The 19,120-nt window shown below is 28.6% G+C and carries 13 protein-coding genes; 2 read left to right on the forward strand and 11 right to left on the reverse strand.

Annotation, left to right across the window (positions count from 1 at the left end; genetic code table 11):
- Positions 1 to 120 precede the first annotated feature (120 nt).
- The 4 genes from pyk to asnA form a co-directional block, all read right to left on the reverse strand.
- Entirely contained in the window at positions 121 to 1,878 is a 1,758-nt protein-coding gene (pyk, locus tag OW763_RS02795; RefSeq protein ID WP_268039538.1) for a pyruvate kinase, read from the reverse strand.
- Between the two features lie 88 nt (positions 1,879 to 1,966).
- Positions 1,967 to 2,926, reverse strand: a complete 960-nt coding sequence (gene pfkA / locus OW763_RS02800; protein ID WP_268039539.1) for a 6-phosphofructokinase — start codon at positions 2,924 to 2,926, stop codon at positions 1,967 to 1,969.
- Between the two features lie 407 nt (positions 2,927 to 3,333).
- Positions 3,334 to 6,837 (reverse strand): DNA polymerase III subunit alpha, encoded by a 3,504-nt coding sequence (locus tag OW763_RS02805; RefSeq protein WP_268039540.1) that lies wholly within the window; start codon positions 6,835 to 6,837, stop codon positions 3,334 to 3,336.
- A gap of 290 nt (positions 6,838 to 7,127) precedes the next feature.
- On the reverse strand, positions 7,128 to 8,138 hold the full coding sequence (asnA, locus tag OW763_RS02810) for an aspartate--ammonia ligase (RefSeq protein WP_268039814.1): 1,011 nt from the start codon (positions 8,136 to 8,138) through the stop codon (positions 7,128 to 7,130).
- A 292-nt stretch (positions 8,139 to 8,430) separates the two neighbouring features.
- Here asnA and OW763_RS02815 point away from each other — a divergent pair, with 292 nt between their 5' ends.
- Positions 8,431 to 8,919: a hypothetical protein gene (locus tag OW763_RS02815; RefSeq protein ID WP_268039541.1), complete on the forward strand. Its 489-nt coding sequence runs from the start codon at positions 8,431 to 8,433 to the stop codon at positions 8,917 to 8,919.
- 92 nt (positions 8,920 to 9,011) lie between these two features.
- Here OW763_RS02815 and OW763_RS02820 read toward each other — a convergent pair whose 3' ends face one another.
- The 5 genes from OW763_RS02820 to rapZ form a co-directional block, all read right to left on the reverse strand.
- A complete protein-coding gene (locus tag OW763_RS02820) occupies positions 9,012 to 10,889 on the reverse strand; it encodes a 5'-nucleotidase C-terminal domain-containing protein (protein ID WP_268039542.1) in 1,878 nt (625 codons plus the stop codon).
- Positions 10,890 to 11,172: 283 nt separating this feature from the next.
- Positions 11,173 to 12,471 (reverse strand): DRTGG domain-containing protein, encoded by a 1,299-nt coding sequence (locus OW763_RS02825; RefSeq protein WP_268039543.1) that lies wholly within the window; start codon positions 12,469 to 12,471, stop codon positions 11,173 to 11,175.
- A 10-nt stretch (positions 12,472 to 12,481) separates the two neighbouring features.
- Positions 12,482 to 13,435: a DNA-binding protein WhiA gene (gene whiA, locus OW763_RS02830; protein WP_268039544.1), complete on the reverse strand. Its 954-nt coding sequence runs from the start codon at positions 13,433 to 13,435 to the stop codon at positions 12,482 to 12,484.
- Positions 13,436 to 13,441: 6 nt separating this feature from the next.
- Entirely contained in the window at positions 13,442 to 14,779 is a 1,338-nt protein-coding gene (gene yvcK, locus OW763_RS02835) for a uridine diphosphate-N-acetylglucosamine-binding protein YvcK (protein ID WP_268039545.1), read from the reverse strand.
- On the reverse strand, positions 14,776 to 15,660 hold the full coding sequence (gene rapZ, locus OW763_RS02840) for an RNase adapter RapZ (protein ID WP_268039546.1): 885 nt from the start codon (positions 15,658 to 15,660) through the stop codon (positions 14,776 to 14,778). The genes yvcK and rapZ overlap by 4 nt, the downstream gene beginning before the upstream one ends.
- Positions 15,661 to 15,905: 245 nt before the next feature.
- Between rapZ and OW763_RS02845 the strand changes: the two genes are divergently transcribed.
- The gene (locus OW763_RS02845; protein WP_268039547.1) at positions 15,906 to 17,333 is read left to right on the forward strand and encodes a pyridoxal phosphate-dependent decarboxylase family protein; all 1,428 of its coding nucleotides are present in this window, start codon (positions 15,906 to 15,908) and stop codon (positions 17,331 to 17,333) included.
- Positions 17,334 to 17,392: 59 nt separating this feature from the next.
- Here OW763_RS02845 and murB read toward each other — a convergent pair whose 3' ends face one another.
- Together murB and OW763_RS02855 are read right to left on the reverse strand one after the other, a co-directional pair.
- Positions 17,393 to 18,319, reverse strand: coding sequence for a UDP-N-acetylmuramate dehydrogenase (murB, locus tag OW763_RS02850; protein WP_268039548.1), 927 nt, complete (start codon positions 18,317 to 18,319; stop codon positions 17,393 to 17,395).
- Positions 18,320 to 18,378: 59 nt separating this feature from the next.
- The gene (locus OW763_RS02855) at positions 18,379 to 19,113 is read right to left on the reverse strand and encodes a phosphatase (RefSeq protein WP_268039549.1); all 735 of its coding nucleotides are present in this window, start codon (positions 19,111 to 19,113) and stop codon (positions 18,379 to 18,381) included.
- Between the last annotated feature and the right edge of the window lie 7 nt (positions 19,114 to 19,120).

The raw sequence follows: 19,120 nt of genomic DNA on the forward strand, positions 1-19,120 counted from the left end.
TATCTACATATTTTTTTAAATTTAATAATTTTTTATTTTTAAGTTTTAAATATCAATATAAAAGGAAAGTATTTGATTCATTATACTTTCCTTTTGTTTTTCTAAAATATATAATTTCTTTTATTGCACTACATCAGCTCTTCCACTATATACAACACCACGAGCTACATCAAGTGTAATAAATGTACCTGTTTTTATACCTTCCATTGCTCCACCAGCATTACAAATTATAGGAATACCTCTAGACAAACATTCAATAGCCATATGGGAAGTTAATCCACCGGTTTCTGATACAACACCAGCAACTTTGTCTAAAACTTCTATGTATCCTTTATCTAAATGTTTAACTACTAATATATCATCATTTTCTACTTTTTCTTGCGCTTCTTGTGGATTATTAATTACTTTAGCTGTACCATATCCTGCAAAATCTCCTGCTCCTTTACCTTGTACTAAAACATCACCAACAATATGAACTTTAAGCATATTAGTAGTTCCTGAATAGTGTACAGGTATTCCTGCTGCAACAATAACTACATCTCCATTTTTAACATATTCAACTTCTTTTGCCTTATTTACAGATTGAGCTATCATTTCATCAGTTGACTCGAATTTTTTAGCTGTTATAGGAAACACACCCCAATTTAGTGCTAATCTTCTAGCAACCTTTTGATTTGGAGTAACTGCAATAACAGGACATTTAGGTCTATATTTTGATACCATTCTAGCAGTATTTCCTGTTTGAGTTGCAGTAATTATAGCTGAAACATTCAATTCTTCAGCAGTTGTACAAGTAGCAAGACTTATGGCATTAGCAACATTAGCTATAGCATGCTCTTTTCTTTTGCTTAAAGCATCTTCATAATTTATTTGTGATTCTGCTGCAATAGCTATTCTAGACATAGTTTTAGCAGCCTCGATAGGATATTTACCATTTGCAGATTCTCCACTCAACATTACAGCATCTGTACCATCAAATATAGCATTAGCTACATCAGATGCTTCTGCTCTTGTAGGTCTTGGATTTCTCATCATAGAATCAAGCATTTGAGTTGCAGTTATAACAGCTTTTCCAGCTTTATTACATTTATCTATTATCATTTTTTGAACTAAAGGAACTTCTTCTATAGGAATTTCTACTCCCATATCTCCTCTGGCTACCATTATACCATCAGAGAATTTAATAATTTCATCTATATTGTCAACACCCTCTTGATTTTCAATCTTAGAGAATATTTGTATATCGCTTCCTCCATTTTGCTCTAACACTTTTCTAATTGCTAAAACATCTGATGCTTTTCTTATAAAAGAAGCAGCTACTAAATCTACACCTTGTTCACAACCAAAAATTAAATCTGATTTATCTTTTTCTGTAAGTGCAGGTAAATTTATTGATACATTTGGAACATTAATTCCTTTTTTACTAGATACAAATCCATTATTAGCAACTACACAATGTATTTTATTTCCTTCTATTTCTCTTACATTTAATCCAACTAATCCATCATCTATTAATATAGTATCTCCTACTTTTACATCTTTGTGCAACTCTTCATAAGTTACAGAACATTTTGTTTCATCCCCAAGTACATCTTCTCCACAAAAAATTGTAAATTGACTTCCTTCTTTTAATTCAAGCTTTTCTTTAAAATCTTTAGTTCTTATTTCTGGTCCTTTAGTATCTAGTACAATTGCTACTGATTTGTCAAGATTTTCTCTTAACTCTTTTATTAAAGCTATTCTTTCACCATGTTCTTCATGATTTCCATGAGAAAAATTAAGTCTTGCAGCATTCATACCAATTTTAATTAATTCTGTTAATACATCTTCTTTTTCACTTGTAGGACCAATTGTAAAAACCATTTTAGTTTTTTGCATAAATTACTCCCCTTTAGCTATAATTTTATTATTGAATGATGTTAAAACTTTAAATTTATAAAATTAGCTTTAACATCATTTAACTACTTTAATAAGATAATATCTTGGCTATCTCATATAGTTCATCGTCAAATTTTGTTTCCATAGCTAATGCCTCTTCAATACCATCATCAATTACTTTTCCATCTCTAATTCCAACTACTCTTGATGATTTTCCATCCAGCAATAATTCTACAGCTTTAGCTCCCAATCTAGAAGCTAGAATTCTATCAAAAGCTGATGGACTTCCGCCTCTTTGAATATGCCCTAAAATAGTTGCTCTTGTTTCTATTCCTGTCACTCCTTGTATCCTTTTAGCTAGTTTTTCAGCTCCACCTACACCTTCAGCTAAAATAACTAAATTATGCATTTTTCCTCTTAATTTACCTTCTAAAATTGTTCTACATAATTCATCTTCAGTAAAACCTTTTTCAGGAACTATAACACTTTCTGCACCACCTGCAATACCTGCATAAAGACTTAAATCACCACAATTTCGTCCCATTACTTCTACTATACTTACTCTTTCGTGAGAAGAAGATGTATCTCTTAATTTATTTATTGCATCTAAAACAGTATTAAGTGCAGTATCAAATCCAATTGTATATTTCGTATATGCTAAATCATTATCTATAGTTCCAGGCAATCCAATTGTTGATATTCCTAGTTTTGATAACAATCTGGCTCCTTGTAATGAACCATCTCCACCTATAACTACAACACCATCAATTCCAAAAGCTTTTAAAATATTTACAGCTTTCTTTCTTCCTTCTTCTGTTCTAAACTCCTCACTACGAGCTGTTTTCAAAATTGTACCGCCTCTTTGTATTATGTCTGATACACTATGATGGGTCATTTCGAAAATTTCTCCATTAATTAAGCCACTATATCCTCTTTGTATTCCCATTACCTTTAAACCTTTGTGTAATCCGGTTCTTACTACCGCTCTTATCGCAGCATTCATTCCTGGTGCATCTCCACCACTTGTTAAAACAGCAATTGTTTTCATAAACCATTACCTCCTGAACCCGCCGGGACTTTTTTAATCCCATTAAAGCTATAAACTAACTAGTATAATACTATTTTTAACTTAACGATAGTATAACATTTTCTTTTTAATTTTTCATTAAAATTTTATTATAAAATATGAAATTAGCACTAATTTTATATTTTTTTATGTTCTTCTTTTATAATATTTTGTTTAACCTTATAACTAAATATACTATATACTTAGAAAAAAAAATTACATAATTAAAAAATCTAAATGCTAAATGCAAGTTTCATTGTGAACAACGTCTTATAACTTCTCTTTTCCTATGTTTTAAGTTTATTATAAACCTTAAAAAAGAAATTTAGTGAGCAGTAAACATTTAAACTTGCATATAACTATATGATTTTAGAATTATATAATTTTTTTCAGATAACTTTAATATTAGGTTCTCCAAATTTTTCAATTAAAAAATTTAATAATTTATCTTCTTCTTTAATCCACAATTCTCTTTTAAGCATGTATTTTTTTCTTTCTCTTTTTGTACAAATATAAACTGGCATATCACCTTTGTTTTTTAAAAATTCACTTTTTAATTCATTTGTAGTTTTCTTTACATCCTTATCTGATTCTATTTGAATATATAATTTTTTATTAGAAATTTTAACTAGTCTTTGAATATTATCACATAAAACTTTAGGCTGTTCATCTTCTCTTTTAGTAATTCTTCCTTTTATTAAAACAATTTCATCTTCCAATATTAAGTCATTAAATTTCTCCAAAGTCTTTGGAAATATAATAACTTCCATACTACCATATAAATCTTCTAATCTGATAAACGCCATCATTGAGTTATTTTTAGTTATTTTTCTGGTTACTTCACTTATAATACCACCAATAATAACCCTATCTCCATCTTTAAATTTTGCATTTTTCTCTTCAATATGCTTTGCAGCTTCATCTAATAGTTCCTCTTCTAACGCTCCATCTCCTATTATATCTATAGTTTTAGCAGAAGTTGCATTTTTGAGAGTAATTTCATACTCTTGAAGTGGATGTCCAGATAAATATAATCCTGTCATTTCCTTTTCCATTGATAGTAAATATTTTTTATCAAATTCATTTATATTAGGATATTTTATCTCTATTTGTTTAAATTCACTTTTAAAACTAGCAAACAAACTCATTTGTCCATCAATATTTTTCTTTCTTTGATTTACAATAGAATCTATTATTCTTTCATAAACTGCTAAAAGCTGTGAACGATATATATTAAAGCAATCGAAAGCTCCTGCTTTAATTAAACTTTCAATAACTCTTTTATTAATACAGCTCAAATCTATTTTATTGCAAAAATCTACAAAACTTGTGAATTGACCTTTTTCTTTTCTTATTTTAACTATGTTTTCTATTATATTATCTCCAACATTCTTTATAGCTGCTAATCCAAAACGTATTTTACCATTTGGCACTGTAAATTTTGCAGAACTTTCATTTATATTTGGGGATAAAATTTCAATTTTCATCTCTCTTACAGCTCTAATATAAAATGATACTTTATCACTGTTTCCTCTTACACTATTCAACATAGCCGCCATATATTCTTTTGGATAATAATAAACTAAGTAAGCAGTATCATATGCTACAACAGCATATGCAGCAGCATGTGATTTATTAAAAGCATAAGATGCAAAATCCATCATAGAATCATAAATTTTATTAGCTGCATTTTCACTTATACCATTTTTAACACATCCTGGTACATCTACATTACCATTTTCATCTACAATTCCGTATATAAAATTTTTTCGTTCTTCTTCCATTACTTTATGCTTTTTCTTTGACATAGCACGACGCACCAAATCACTTCGTCCCATAGAATACCCTGCTAAATCTCTAACTATTTGCATTACTTGTTCTTGATATACCATACACCCATAAGTAACCCCTAATATATGCTCTAGTTCTGGAGTTTCATATTGTGCTTCACTAGGGTTATTCTTATTTCTAATATATCTTGGTATTTCAGCCATAGGACCAGGTCTATATAAACTTATTCCCGCTATAATATCTTCTAAACTTTCTGGTTTTAGTTCCTTCATAAAATTTGTCATTCCTGGAGATTCTAATTGAAATACTCCTACTGTCTTTCCTTTACCTAACATTTTATATACATTTTCATCTTCAAAATTTATTTTATCTAAATCTATATCTATATTATTATTTTCTTTTATTAATTCTACTGTATCTCTCATTACTGTAAGAGTTCTAAGTCCTAAAAAGTCCATTTTTAATAGTCCAAGTTCTTCTAAAGTAGTCATAGTAAATTGTGCAACTATAGATTGCTCATTTTTTAAAAGAGGGACGTAATTTACAAGTGGATGAGACGCTATAACAACCCCAGCAGCATGCGTTGATGTATGTCTTGGAAGACCTTCAAGATTTCTTGCAACATCTATAAGCTCTTTAATTCTTTGATCAGTATCATAATTATTTTTAAGTTCTTGATTCATCTCTAATGCTTTGTCTATAGTTATTCCTAGAACTGTTGGTATCATTTTAGCTATCTTATCTACTTCAACATAAGAATAATTCATAGCTCTTCCTACATCTCTTATACAAGCTCTTGCTGCCATAGTTCCAAAAGTTACAATCTGAGCTACATTTTCCTTACCATATTTTTCAACAACATAATCTATAACTTCTCCACGTCTTTCATAACAAAAATCACTATCTATATCTGGCATAGATACACGATCTGGATTTAGAAATCTTTCAAATATTAAATTATATTTTATAGGATCTATTTTAGTTATTCCTAATGTATATGCAACTAATGATCCTGCAGCACTTCCTCTTCCTGGTCCAGTCATTATCCCTTTTTCATTTGAAAATCTAAAAAAATCCCAAACTATTAAAAAATAATCCACATATCCCATTTGTTTAATTACGCCTAATTCATATTCAAGCCTGTCTTTTAACTTTTCGTCTATATGTGTGTATCTTTCTTTTAAACCCTTATAACATAAATCTTTTAAATATTCATAATGATCCGTCCCCTTTTGCAATGGGAAAGTAGGAAGTTTTGATTCATGAAATTTATAATCAAAATCACATTGCTCTGCAATCTTAACAGTATTCTCTAATGCTTCTGGAGCATAAGCAAATCTATCATACATTTCTTGTGGTGACCTTAAATAAAATTGTTCTGGTTGATAACTCATTCTGTTTTCATCATCTACTGTTTTTCCTGTTTGAATACACAGTAATACATCATGAGATTTTGTATCTTCTTTTCTAATGTAGTGGACATCATTAGTTGCAACAAGTGGGATATCTAATTCTTTTGATAATTCCACTATCATTTCATTAACTCTAAGCTGTTCTTCCATACCATGATATTGAAGTTCCAAATAAAAGCCTTCCTTAAAAGTTTCCTTATAAAAAAGTGCTGCTGCTTTTGCTTTTTCTATATTATTATTTAATAAGTTATTCTGAACTTCTCCAGCTAAACATGCACCTAAAGCTATAAGACCTTCACTGTGCTTTTGTAAATATTCATGATCAACTCTTGGTTTATAATAAAATCCATCTATAGAAGCTTTAGATACTATTTTCATGAGATTTTTATAACCTTCTTCATTTTTCACAAGAAGTACTAAATGATGAGTCTTATTTTCTGGATTGTTTTGCTTAATATACATAGACTTTGCAGCTACATATATTTCACATCCAATTATAGGCTTTATCCCTTGATCTTTTGCCTGTTTATAAAATTCAACGCATCCATACATATTTCCATGATCTGTTATAGCAAGACTTTTCATTCCGAGTTCTTTCGCTCTTGCAATTAATCTCTTAATTTTACCTGAGCCATCTAAAAGACTATATTCTGTATGCACGTGTAAATGGCAAAATTCTTTTATATTCAAGCATTTTGCCCCCTTCCTATTTGTAGTGTATTTTAAATTAAACTCTTGTTTTATTCACTTACATAATATCACATGAATGCTGAAATTTAATTAGTAATTTTTATCCTTTCTTTAATTATTTCTATAATATCATTATTTAAACATATTATAAATCTAGTTAACACGCTCCATTAACAAACTAATATTAAGAATTAAACATTATAGGTACTAGGTTCTATGATTTAGATACTAGTAATTATGAATTAAAACAAAGGGATTGACGTAATAAAAATATCGTCAATCCCTTTGTTTTATAATAATCTAATACCTAATTCTTTACATTCTTCTATAACTTCATCTGACCATATAGATGCTTGAACCTCTCCTATATGTGCTTTTCTTAAAAAGAACATGCATATTCTCGATTGTCCAATTCCTCCACCTATAGTATAAGGAAGTTTTTCTTCTAAAAGCATCTTATGGAAAGGAAGTTCTTTTCTATCTTCTAACCCCGCTGCTTTAAGTTGATATAGTAACGCTTCTTTGTCTACTCTAATTCCCATAGATGATAATTCTAAAGCACAATTCAAAACTGGATTCCATAATAACAAGTCTCCATTAAGCTTCCAATCATCATAATCTGGAGATCTGCCATCATGTTTTTTTCCTGATTTTAATACATCACCTATTTGCATCAAGAAAACTGCACCTTTTTCCTTAGTGATTTTATTTTCTTTTTCTTTATCATTTAAATCAGGATACATATCCTCTAATTCTTGAGTTGTAATAAAGGTTATCTTTTCTGGCAATATTTTTTCTATTTGTGGATATTCTTTATTTATAAATTCTTCAGTACCTTTAAAAACTCCATAAATTTCTTGTACTATTTCCTTTAATCTTTCTAATGTTCTTTCTTCTTTAGTTATAATTTTTTCCCAATCCCATTGGTCTACATATATTGAGTGAATATTATCCAATTCTTCATCTCTACGAATCGCATTCATATCTGCATATAAACCTTCTCCTATTTTAAATCCATATCTATAAAGCGCCATTCGTTTCCACTTTGCAAGAGATTGTACAATTTGCATTTCCACATTTTTTATATCTAATGCATCAAAAGCAACAGGTCTTTCTATTCCATTTAAATTATCATTAATTCCTGATGATTCTTTAACAAAAAGTGGTGCTGATACTCTTGTTAAATTAAGTTTTTTAGCAAGTTCCGTTTGAAAATAATCTTTAACTTTTTTTATTGCTATTTCTGTTTTTCTTAAATCTAAACTAGATCTATATCCTTCTGGCACTGTGAACTTTTTCATTTGCCCCATATGTGACCCTCCTCTAATTCCGTTTATGTTTTACTTATTATTTTAATAACGATTATAGTATTTTTATTTTAATTTGTCAACATTTTATTTTCATTTTTATTACTTAGTTAAAATAATCCTATATTTTTTAACGTTTTCATAATTTTTCTTATAGAAAACAGTGTTTAAATTAGTATTTATTAAAAATAATACCATTAAATATGTTACTTTAGATTTTTTAATAAAATTCGATAAATACATATGTAAGTTAATTTAATTTTCCTAAAGAAATGGAGCATACATTATGATAAAAAAATTTTTTTCAATTATTTTAATAATGTTATTTACCATATTATTAATATCTTGTGGAAATAATAATAATAATCAAGCCACTGATAGTATACAAACTCAATATGATGCTATAAAAAAACAAAAAGATAATTCTTCAACTAATAGTTCTGAAATTCCACCAGAAAATGAAGAATTAAAAAAGGCAATTACCACTCTAGTAAAAAGCTGCTTAAAAATTCAGTACACAGAAAAAAACACTACAGACTTAAAAAAAATATGTACGCAAAATTTCATTAAAAATAAAGATAATTTTTTTTATAAAATAAATTCTAATCCTTATGAAATAATAAAAATATCAAAAATAATTAATGAGGATAAAGAAAATAAAACTTTTAGTATCTCTGTTGAACTAAAAGATACTATGGGAAAATACAAACAAACATTTCATATTTTTAAAAAAGAAAATTCATACTACATCGATAGTATTATTTATGAAGAATAAAAAATATATAATGCTAGAAGTACATTTTATAATATAAAGGCTTTATCTCTACCTAAATAGAAATAAAGCCTTTTTCTAATTTATTAAAGTATTTATTGGTTTATAGGTATTAATAACTTTTGACCTATAAGAATTAAATCTGGGTTTTTAAGATGATTATATTTTGCAATTTGAGGATATTTCATATTGTATTTTCTTGCTATTCTACATAATACCTCTCCTGGCTTTACAACATAAACAATAATTTTTGCTTTATCCTTTTGTCCCTGTTTTAAATTATCTTGTTGTACTTGCTTTACCTTATCTTGTTGAAGATAATGTACTTGTTTAATTGAGAGATTTTTAGCATTTTTAACTGCTTTTACTAATTCATCTCTTATTGGCACATTTGTATTAAATGTATTTTTAGCATTGCTAAAGTCATATTGGTCTCCACCAGTAAACATAAAGTCGTTTGTCACTACTGTATAATACTTATTCATATCAACTGGAGTACCATCCTCTAATTTCATTGAAGTTATCTTACCATCTTTATTGTAAGTAACTATAACTCCTGTTTCTTGTATCCATCCTATTTTTTCATTCATTATACCATGTTGGATAACATTTTTAAGATCTGACCCTTTAAGTTCCATCTTAAATAAAGTGTTATCAAATGGCATAACTTCATAAAGTTTACCCATAGTTATATCACCTTTTGGTATTGGACATCTCAATCCACCACCATTGGTTACAGCTATTTCAGTTCCTGCAGCCTTTTTCATAACATCACATACCCATTGACCAAGTAATGAAGGTCCGTTCCATCTATCATGAGCTAATTCTTTGTCAGTTGTTCCTAAGACTTCTCCTAAAATTGGTTTTAATTCTTTATCGTATTTATTATATATAGCTTCACCATCTTTATCTTTAACCAATTCTGATTTTCTGTGATATATAGTATCAACATTTGGTACTATATCTATAACTTTGTTATTTTCATCTAACATTATAGATAATTTAGCTAATGCTCTTCCTGCATAGTATCCTTGAACTACAGGTTTTCCATTAACTTGTCCACATACTATTTTATGAGTATGTGATGATACTACAGCATCAATATTTTTAACTTCGCAAAGTTTAGAATCTACTACTTCATCAGTTATTTTTTTTGTTTCTTGATCTTGTATTGATCCTAAATGGGTTAACGCTATAACTACATCACATTTTCCTTCTGGTGCTTTACCTGATTTTAAATAATCTGCCCATTTTTTTGCACATACTGCTATATCTCTAAATTCCACATCTTTAACATTTTCAGCTTTTGTCATATAGGCTGTTTCCTTAGTTGTTAGTCCAACAAATCCTATTTTTATTCCACCTTTTTCTACTATCATATATGATTTTGCCCATTCTACTGGGGTTCCACTTTTTTTATAATAAATGTTAGAAGCTAAGAATGTGAAATTTCCATCTTTAGCCCATTTATTCATCCATTGTAGTCCCCAGTCAAACTCATGGTTTCCAACTGCTGAAGCTGTAACTCCAACTGATTTTATCATTTCTGATACTGGTGCTCCATGTGTTAAATTTGACATTGCGCTACCTTGATAGTTATCTCCACCTGAAACAACTATAGTATTTGGATTTTCTTTTTTAGCTTTCTTTATTGCTGCAACTAATTTAGCTATCCCAACATTTTTACCTTTTTCTCTTGGGTCTTCCATAAGATTTCCATGGAAATCATTAAATGAAACTATATCAATTTGTTTTGCAACTTTAACCTCTGGTTTAGAAGAAATTTTACTTTGCAATTTTTCTGAATTAAGATTTGAATCCTCTTTAGAAACTGTAGTGTTTGATGTTAGGTCCTTAACTTGTATGTTTTGTTTGTCTTCCGCAAGTACATTAACTGGTGATATTAATGCCAATATCATAATTAATGCCACAATACAAGCTGTCCACTTTTTGTTTGTAAAATTTTTAAACAATATATTCATCCCCCTTTATAATGATTTTTAAATACCTATAATTAATATAGATATTAATAACTTTAAAATTATATGTTATCATATACCATTATATATAATTTTAGTATATTTTGTAAATAATAATTATTTTTTGACCAGCTATTCAGTAATTACTAAGTTAAATTTAATATCTAATTCTAAATATAGTTACTTGACTGAATACATAATAAAAAATAAAAAAAGTATGCTGTACCAAAAATTGGTACAGCACACAGTATATCAGTTCTTAACTTTATTACAGTAATCATTTAACTATTTTTGCTGAAAGCATTGCTTTAGCAATTAATTCTTTCTTTTTAAACATACTAATTTCAACCTTACAAAAACTTCTTCCCATATCAATTATTTCTGTATAAATATCAATAATGCTGTCTATTTGCACAGGTTTCATAAAATATATCATTATGCTATCTACTCTGATATTTACATTATTCTTATGTCTTATAGTCATAATTCCCACAGTAGAAAGAAGCATATTTAATGAACTCCAAGAAGCAGTTCCTAATTGGTCTAACATTTCAGGAATTATCTTTCCATTAAAATGCATTTTTTGGTCTTTCACTTCATAATTAAAATTTCTAAGTATTAAATCTTCTATTGTTTCTCCAACTTGAGGCTGTTTTGCTGCATACTGAAGAGCTTTTATAACCTCTTGCCGTCCTATAACTCCTACTAGTTTTTTTCCTTCAACTACAGGACAAAGTTCTATTCCTTCCCATCCCATAATATGTGCTGTATATGCTACTGTTGTTTTTTCTCTTACTGTTATAGGATCCTTACTCATTATTTTTCCAATTAAAATTTCTTCATCGTTTTTAATAGGAATATCTTTCATAGTAACAATTCCAACAACATTTTCCTCACCATCAACTACTGGATATCTTTCATGTTTTGTCTTTTCTATCAGTGTTTTTAATTTTTCTACACTATCATTTATTTTTAAATAAATAGGATCGTTTCTCATAATATCTTCTACTAGTATTATTTCTTTCTTTATTAAATTTTCCGACATAGCTCTATTTATCATACTAGCTACTGTAAAACTATCATAACTAGAACATATTATTGGTAAACATTTTTCATCTCCTAATTTTTTTATTTTATCACTACAAGCAAATCCACCTGTTATTAAAACTGCACATTCATTTTCTAACGCTATACTTTGAATATCTTCTCTATTACCAACTATAACCAAGCACCCAGGAGACATATACTTTTTAGCTTCTTTTATTCTCATGGCTCCTATAGCAAATTTATTCAATCGCTTATGAATTCCATCTTTTCCACTAACAATAGAACCTTCTACTATATTTACAACCTCAGCATAACTAAGAGATTCTATATTTTTCTTTTCTATTTTTTCAATTCTAACAGTTCCTACTCTAGGTATAGTAGAAACTATTCCTAAAGCTTCTGCATCTTTTATGGATCTATAAGCAGTTCCATCACTTACTCCTTGTTCACTTGCAATACTTCTAACAGATATTTTTGTTCCAACTTTAAGTGAAGATATATACTTTATTATGTCTTCATGTTTTGACATTCCCTAAAACCTACTTCCCTTCTTTTCTCAGTTCCTCTGCTATTTTTTCAATTCTTCTAAGTCTATGATTAACACCAGATTTACCTACTTGTGGATTTAACATTTGTCCAAGTTCTTTTAGAGATTCATTTGGATAGTTTAATCTAAGCTCTGCAATTTCTCTTAAATTTTTAGGAAGCCTTGGAAAACCTATCTCTTTTTCTATAAGTTTTATACTTTCTATTTGTCTTACTGCAGCATTAACTGTTTTGCTTAAATTTGCGGTCTCACAATTCACTAATCTATTTATATTATTTCTCATTTCTTTCATTATTCTAACGTTTTCAAGCTCTAAAAGCGATTCATGAGCTCCTATTATATTAAGTAAGTCAACTATTTGTTCTCCTTCTTTTATATATATTACGTAACTACTCTTTCTCTGAATAACCTTTGAATTTAATCCATAACTATTAATAACCTGACTCAATTCTTTTGCGTAATTTTCATCATGAGTAACGAATTCTAAGTGATATGTCTTTTCAGGATTACTTATACTACCTCCACCTAAAAAAACACCTCTTATAAAAACTCTTTTACATTCATCTATGTCAATTATACTTTTAGGTATGCTGTATTCCAATAGAATCATACCATTTTCTTCCTTTAGCACTCCAACTTCTTTTAATAATTCTTTTACTTTCATTTCATGAGTTATCATAACTAAATAAATATTATTTTTTTTCAAAGAATTACTTCTTTTTACAAACAACTTCGCATGCATGCCAAAATGTTCCTTTAATAACTTAAAAACAAGCCTAGCAATTGCAGGATTTTCTGTAGTAACTCTAAAATTTATTTTTTTATCTCCTCCAAATCCTAAAGTACCACTAACTTTCATAATTCCTGATAACAAAGCTGTAGCTTCTTTTTTAGTTAATTTTGTATATCTGCAAATCTCATTCTTTACTTTTGAAGAAAATGACATATTTTCCTACTCCTTACTTGCTTTATTTTCTTTAAGTCTTTGTGACAAATAGAAATATTCTATTATTTTCTTTTTATCGTACAACAATTTCTTTTCCATTATCGTTTTCATTAATAACTGAGCTAACTTATCTTGATCATGTCTAACCCAATTATTTTTAACTGTAATAAAATCTCCTTCTATTACTTTTACATTTAATTTATCTATTTTATCCCTATCTATTTTAACTTGTTCTGCATTTTTTTCTAAATACTTTTCCTTTATTTTATTGCTTATTTTTTCAGTATTAACTGCTATATAATCAATTATTCCATTACCAGCATGCTTAAATATAGCTTGTATATGCTCTGAAACCGTATAATTATCTGTTTCTCCTTCTTGAGTCATGATATTTGAAACATATATTTTTAAAGCATTAGTCTCTTTCAATGCTTTACTTATATCTTTAACTAAAAGATTTGGTATAACACTAGTATAAAGACTTCCTGGTCCTAATATTACAGCATCCGCTTCTTTAATAGCTTCAACAGCTTCATTTAAGGCTTGTGCATTTTCAGGTTCAATAAAAAGTTTCTCTATTTTACTATTTTGATTAATAGCTTTTTCTGGAATATTAGACTCTCCTTCAATTATATTACCATTTTTTAATTTAGCTTTAAGTACCATATCATCTAAGGTAACAGGTAAAACTCTTCCTGTTACAGCAAGAACAGAACTCATTTTTTGAACAGCTTCTTCAAAGTTATTTGATACTCCATCCATAGCTGCTAAAAATAAGTTTCCAAAGCTTTGATTTTTCAAATTGCCTTCTTTAAACCTATATTGAAGAAGTTCTTCCATTAAAGGTTCTGTATCTGCTAAAGCTAAAATACAGTTTCTAATATCTCCTGGTGGAAGCATACCAAGTTCCTCTCTTAAAGCACCCGAACCTCCACCATCATCACCAACTGTTACAATAGCAGTTATATTTGAAGTATAATATTTTACTCCCCTTAGCATAGTAGAAAGCCCTGTTCCTCCACCTATTGCTACTATTTTAGGCCCTTTAACTAATAACCGTTTTTCATATATTAAATTTTTCAACTTGTGTGAATCCAAAGAAATATTTAAATAACCTCTATTAATTAACATCATAATAGATCGTATTCCTTGAGTAACTGATATATATAAAATTATTATTCCTGATACAATTAAAAATATATAAAAATACATATATTCTTTTGTAAAAATTCTTTTATTAAAAAATTCTACTGCAGCAAAAACTATAAATAAAATCCCCATAGCCCCTAGAGTAATCCACCTTTTTACTCTTACACCAGGCTTCAACCATTGGAGTATTTTCATAATTTAAATCCACCTTTTTTTTTATCTTCATTTATATCTCTATGTTCTTTATTTACTTTATAACCTTTTGAACTTAACTTATCATAAATTGTATTAGCAATTGTAACAGAACGGTGTCTTCCTCCTGTACAACCTATAGAAACTATAAGCTGTCTCTTACCTTCTTTTATATAATTAGGAATTAAAAATTCAAGCATATCATATAATTTACTAATAAATTCATTGCTTTCTTTAAAATTTAAAACATAGTCCTTTATTTGTTTATCATTACCTGAAAATCCCTTAAGCTCAGGTATATAAAAAGGGTTAGGTAAGAATCTCACATCAAAAACCAAATCCGAATCTACAGGTATTCCATATTTAAATCCAAAAGATAATACTGTTATCATTAGCTGATTATCTAATTGCTCTTCATCAGCATATATTCTTGTTATTCTTTCCCTCAACTGTCTTGTAGTCATCTTTGAAGTATCAATTATATTTGTTGCTTTATATTTAACCTCATCTAATCTTTTTCGTTCAAGTTCTATTCCTTGCAAAATTCTTCCTTCTGGTGCTAATGGGTGTTTTCTTCTAGATTCTTTATATCTTTTTACAAGTGTTTTATCACTAGCATCTAAAAATAAAATTTCATACTTATAACCTTGATTTTTTAGATATTTTAAATTTTCAAAAAGGTCATCAAAGAACTCTCCCCCTCTGATATCTATAACTAAGGCTATTTTATCTATCTTACCCTCTGTTTGATAACATGCATCTGCAAACTTAGCCATCAATGTTGGTGGTAAATTATCCACACAAAAATATCCTAAATCCTCTAAGCTTTTAATAGCTTGACTTTTTCCTGCTCCTGATAATCCTGTAACAATGACAAATTTCATATGAAGCCCTCCCTTCATTAATACAGTATTATTTTTTTATTATAACACGATTTTAAATCAAAATCTTTATTTAGTTATATGTAATTATATATCCCTAATTTCTAATTATAATATTACAAATATTTTAAATTTTCAATTGCTGATGCTACCAATTAGATATATAATAATATCATCTATCTGTTAATAAAAGTATATTTGTATAATATATACTTTATATTCAAATATTAAAGAAAGTAGGTTTAATTATGAAAACTCAATCTCTAGATATTGAAAATTTAGATTTGGCTCTAGACAAAGCTATGAATGTTGTTAAGAATTATATGAACAATATAACTACTGAACCTGTAATTCCTGATATTAAACGTGAAGATTTAAAAACTTTAATCCATTCAGAAATACCATTTGAAGGTATTGGTATTGAAAAATCTATAGAGGAAGTTGAAGAGACTATTGTTCCTTATTGCAGTAAAATAGGAAACCCAAAATTTTTATCATGGATTATAACAAGTCCATCTCCTGCTGGAACAATTGGAGAAATTATAAATTTAGGATTAAATCAAGTACCATTTTGTTATAAAAGTGGACCTGCTGCAACAGTTATGGAGGAAATTGTTATATCATGGTTTTCTAAAATATTTGGCTACTCAAATGAAAGTGGAGGAATCTTAGTAAGTGGTGGAACAATGGGAACTTTAACAGCACTTTCTGTTGCAAGAGAAGCACATATACCAGGAGTTATGAAGAAAGGTCTGCAAAATATAGAAAAACCACTTACAGTTTACGTTTCAGAAATAGCACATAAATCTGTTGAAACAGCAGTAAGTCTTTTGGGAATTGGAAGCGATTTTATACGAAAAATACCTGTAGATTCTAATTTTAAAATGGATACTAATAAATTAAAACAAGCAGTAAAAAAAGATAAAGAATCAGGTTATGACCCATTTTGTGTTGTTGCACAGGCTGGAACATCGAATGAAGGATCTGTAGACAATATTGATGCTATTGCAGATTTCTGTAATAAAAATAACATATGGTTACACATAGACGCTGCTTTTGCAGGTGGTGCAATTCTAACACAAAGAGGAAAAGAATTAATGAAAGGTATAGAAAAAGCCGATTCTATTTCAACTGATCCTCACAAATGGTTTTTCATACCTGTTGAAGCTGGCTGCGTTTTAATAAAGAAACGTGAACACCTTTATAATACATATAAAACTGCAGATAAAAACTTTAATAAAGAAGAACCAATTGAATATATGAATTATGGAATTCAATTCACACGTATGTCTAGAGCACTTAAAATTTGGTTTGCATTTAGAACTTATGGACTTGATAAAATTGCAAATATTGTAAATCAGAATATAGATTTAGCACAGGAATTGACACAAAAGATAAACGGAAGCAAAAACTGGGAACTTTTAGCTCCTACACAAACATCTGCAGTATGTTTTAGATATATACCTAATTTAAATTTAACTAATGAAGAATTAAATAAACTTCAGCATAAAATATTAAATGAATTAGAGAAAAGTGGCAAAGCATTTATTGCCCCTGCTGTAATAAACGGTAATGTTGCAATGAGAACTTGTTTTGCTAATCATAGAACAAGTTATGAAGATTTAAATTTTATATTTAAAACTCTTTCTGAATTTGGAGAAAAATTTTCTAAATAGTATTTTAAGCCTGTATTCTTTTAAAAAGAATACAGGCTTAATTTCTTTTAAACTTTTATCTAAACCTCATCTATTTCTTCACCAACAATTCGTACTTCTGGATTTAAGTTAACCCCATACTGTTCTTTAACTTTTTTTTGCACAATTGCAATAAGTTCCATTATATCTTTTGCTGTTGCATTATTTTTATTGATTATAAATCCAGAATGTTTAACTGATACTTCTGCTCCCCCAACACTTGTACCTTTTAAGCCACAATCCTGTATAAGCTTTCCTGCAAAATACCCTTCTGGTCTTTTAAAAGTACTCCCTGCTGATGGATACTCTAATGGTTGTTTTTCTTTTCTTCTTCTCGTCAAATCATTGATTCTATTTTTTATAGTCTCGTAATCTCCCTTTTCTAGTTTAAAAGTAGCCTCAAGTACTATATAACCAAACTTTAACACAGCACTCATTCTATAGTTTAGCTCTAACTCATCTTTAGAAATTTTTCTTATTTGTCCATTATTGTCTATTATAAGTACACTTTCTATTACCTGAGATATTTCTCCATTATATGCTCCTGCATTCATAGCAACAGCGCCACCTACACTACCTGGTATACCATTAGCAAATTCTAATCCTTTTAAACTGTGTTTCAAAGCTAGTTTAGCTGCACTTGAAAGAAGTGCTCCCGCCTGTGTACTTAGTATTTCTCCATCCACACTTAACTTATCTAATCTAGATAAGTTAATAACAACTCCTCTTATTCCTCCGTCTCTTACAACTAAATTAGTCCCATTGCCAATCACATAATATGTAATACTATTTTTTTTGCAAAAATTTATTATTTCCTTTACTTGTTCATAGTTTGTAGGTGTAACCAATATATCTGCTGGTCCTCCTACCTTAAATGAAGTATACTTCTTCATTAAAGCATTTACCTTTATATCATTTTCATCTAGAATATCCTTGAATTTATTTACAACGCTTATATCTTGAACCATGTGCTTCTCCTTAACTATTATTTATAAATATGTAAATAGTATAATTCATATACAAGCCTTTAATCAAGTTTTATATCTTTTATTTTTCCTTTATTTTGTAAATATTTTATTAGTTTTCTTTCATCAGTATTTATTACTAATTCTTTTGGCATTTTAATTTGTTTAAGCATATTTTCTACTTCATCAAATTTACCTATTGTAAAACATATATGAGAGTCACTTCCTAATATAATTTGTGCACCATATTTCTTACAATATTTTGCAATATCAGTACATACAGGTATGCTTCCTTTACGTGAAACTTTAAATGAACTATTATTTATTTCTATTAAAATATTTTTTTCTTTTGCTTTTTTTACAACTTCTTCTTCATATATCGGGAATTCAGGATTTCCACTATGTCCAATAATATCAACATAAGGATTATCCATTGCCTTTAATAAAGCTTCTGTATTCTCCTTTCTAGTTCCAGGTTTTATACAAGGTTGATGTAAACTAGCTATAACTATATCTAGATTTTTTATAAATTCTTCTTCAAGATCCAGATTACCTTCATTGTCTATTATATTAGCTTCACATCCATGAAGCATTGTAACTCCATATATATACCTAGGCAATACTTTAAAATTTCCAAAATACCATTTATGTGGTGCATGAGGCATTAATGGTCCATGTTCTGTAGTTCCTAAAACCTTTAATCCTATTTCTGAAGCATATTTAGCATTTTCTAACAAAGTTGTGTACGCGTGACCACTTGCTATTGTATGTGTATGAACATCAAGAACATATTTCATATACTCA

It is taken from the genome of Clostridium aestuarii, from assembly GCF_026735135.1.
GTDB lineage: Bacteria > Bacillota > Clostridia > Clostridiales > Clostridiaceae > Clostridium_H > Clostridium_H aestuarii.

Excerpts from the sequence above, each read along its gene's own strand:
- pyk (WP_268039538.1), bottom strand. The coding sequence starts at position 1,878 with ATGCAAAAAACTAAAATGGTTTTTACAATTGGTCCTACAAGTGAAAAA.
- pfkA (WP_268039539.1), bottom strand. The coding sequence starts at position 2,926 with ATGAAAACAATTGCTGTTTTAACAAGTGGTGGAGATGCACCAGGAATG.
- asnA (WP_268039814.1), bottom strand. The coding sequence starts at position 8,138 with ATGAAAAAGTTCACAGTGCCAGAAGGATATAGATCTAGTTTAGATTTA.
- OW763_RS02815 (WP_268039541.1), top strand. The coding sequence starts at position 8,431 with ATGATAAAAAAATTTTTTTCAATTATTTTAATAATGTTATTTACCATA.
- OW763_RS02825 (WP_268039543.1), bottom strand. The coding sequence starts at position 12,471 with ATGTCAAAACATGAAGACATAATAAAGTATATATCTTCACTTAAAGTT.
- whiA (WP_268039544.1), bottom strand. The coding sequence starts at position 13,435 with ATGTCATTTTCTTCAAAAGTAAAGAATGAGATTTGCAGATATACAAAA.
- yvcK (WP_268039545.1), bottom strand. The coding sequence starts at position 14,779 with ATGAAAATACTCCAATGGTTGAAGCCTGGTGTAAGAGTAAAAAGGTGG.
- rapZ (WP_268039546.1), bottom strand. The coding sequence starts at position 15,660 with ATGAAATTTGTCATTGTTACAGGATTATCAGGAGCAGGAAAAAGTCAA.
- OW763_RS02845 (WP_268039547.1), top strand. The coding sequence starts at position 15,906 with ATGAAAACTCAATCTCTAGATATTGAAAATTTAGATTTGGCTCTAGAC.
- murB (WP_268039548.1), bottom strand. The coding sequence starts at position 18,319 with ATGGTTCAAGATATAAGCGTTGTAAATAAATTCAAGGATATTCTAGAT.
- OW763_RS02855 (WP_268039549.1), bottom strand. The coding sequence starts at position 19,113 with ATGAAATATGTTCTTGATGTTCATACACATACAATAGCAAGTGGTCAC.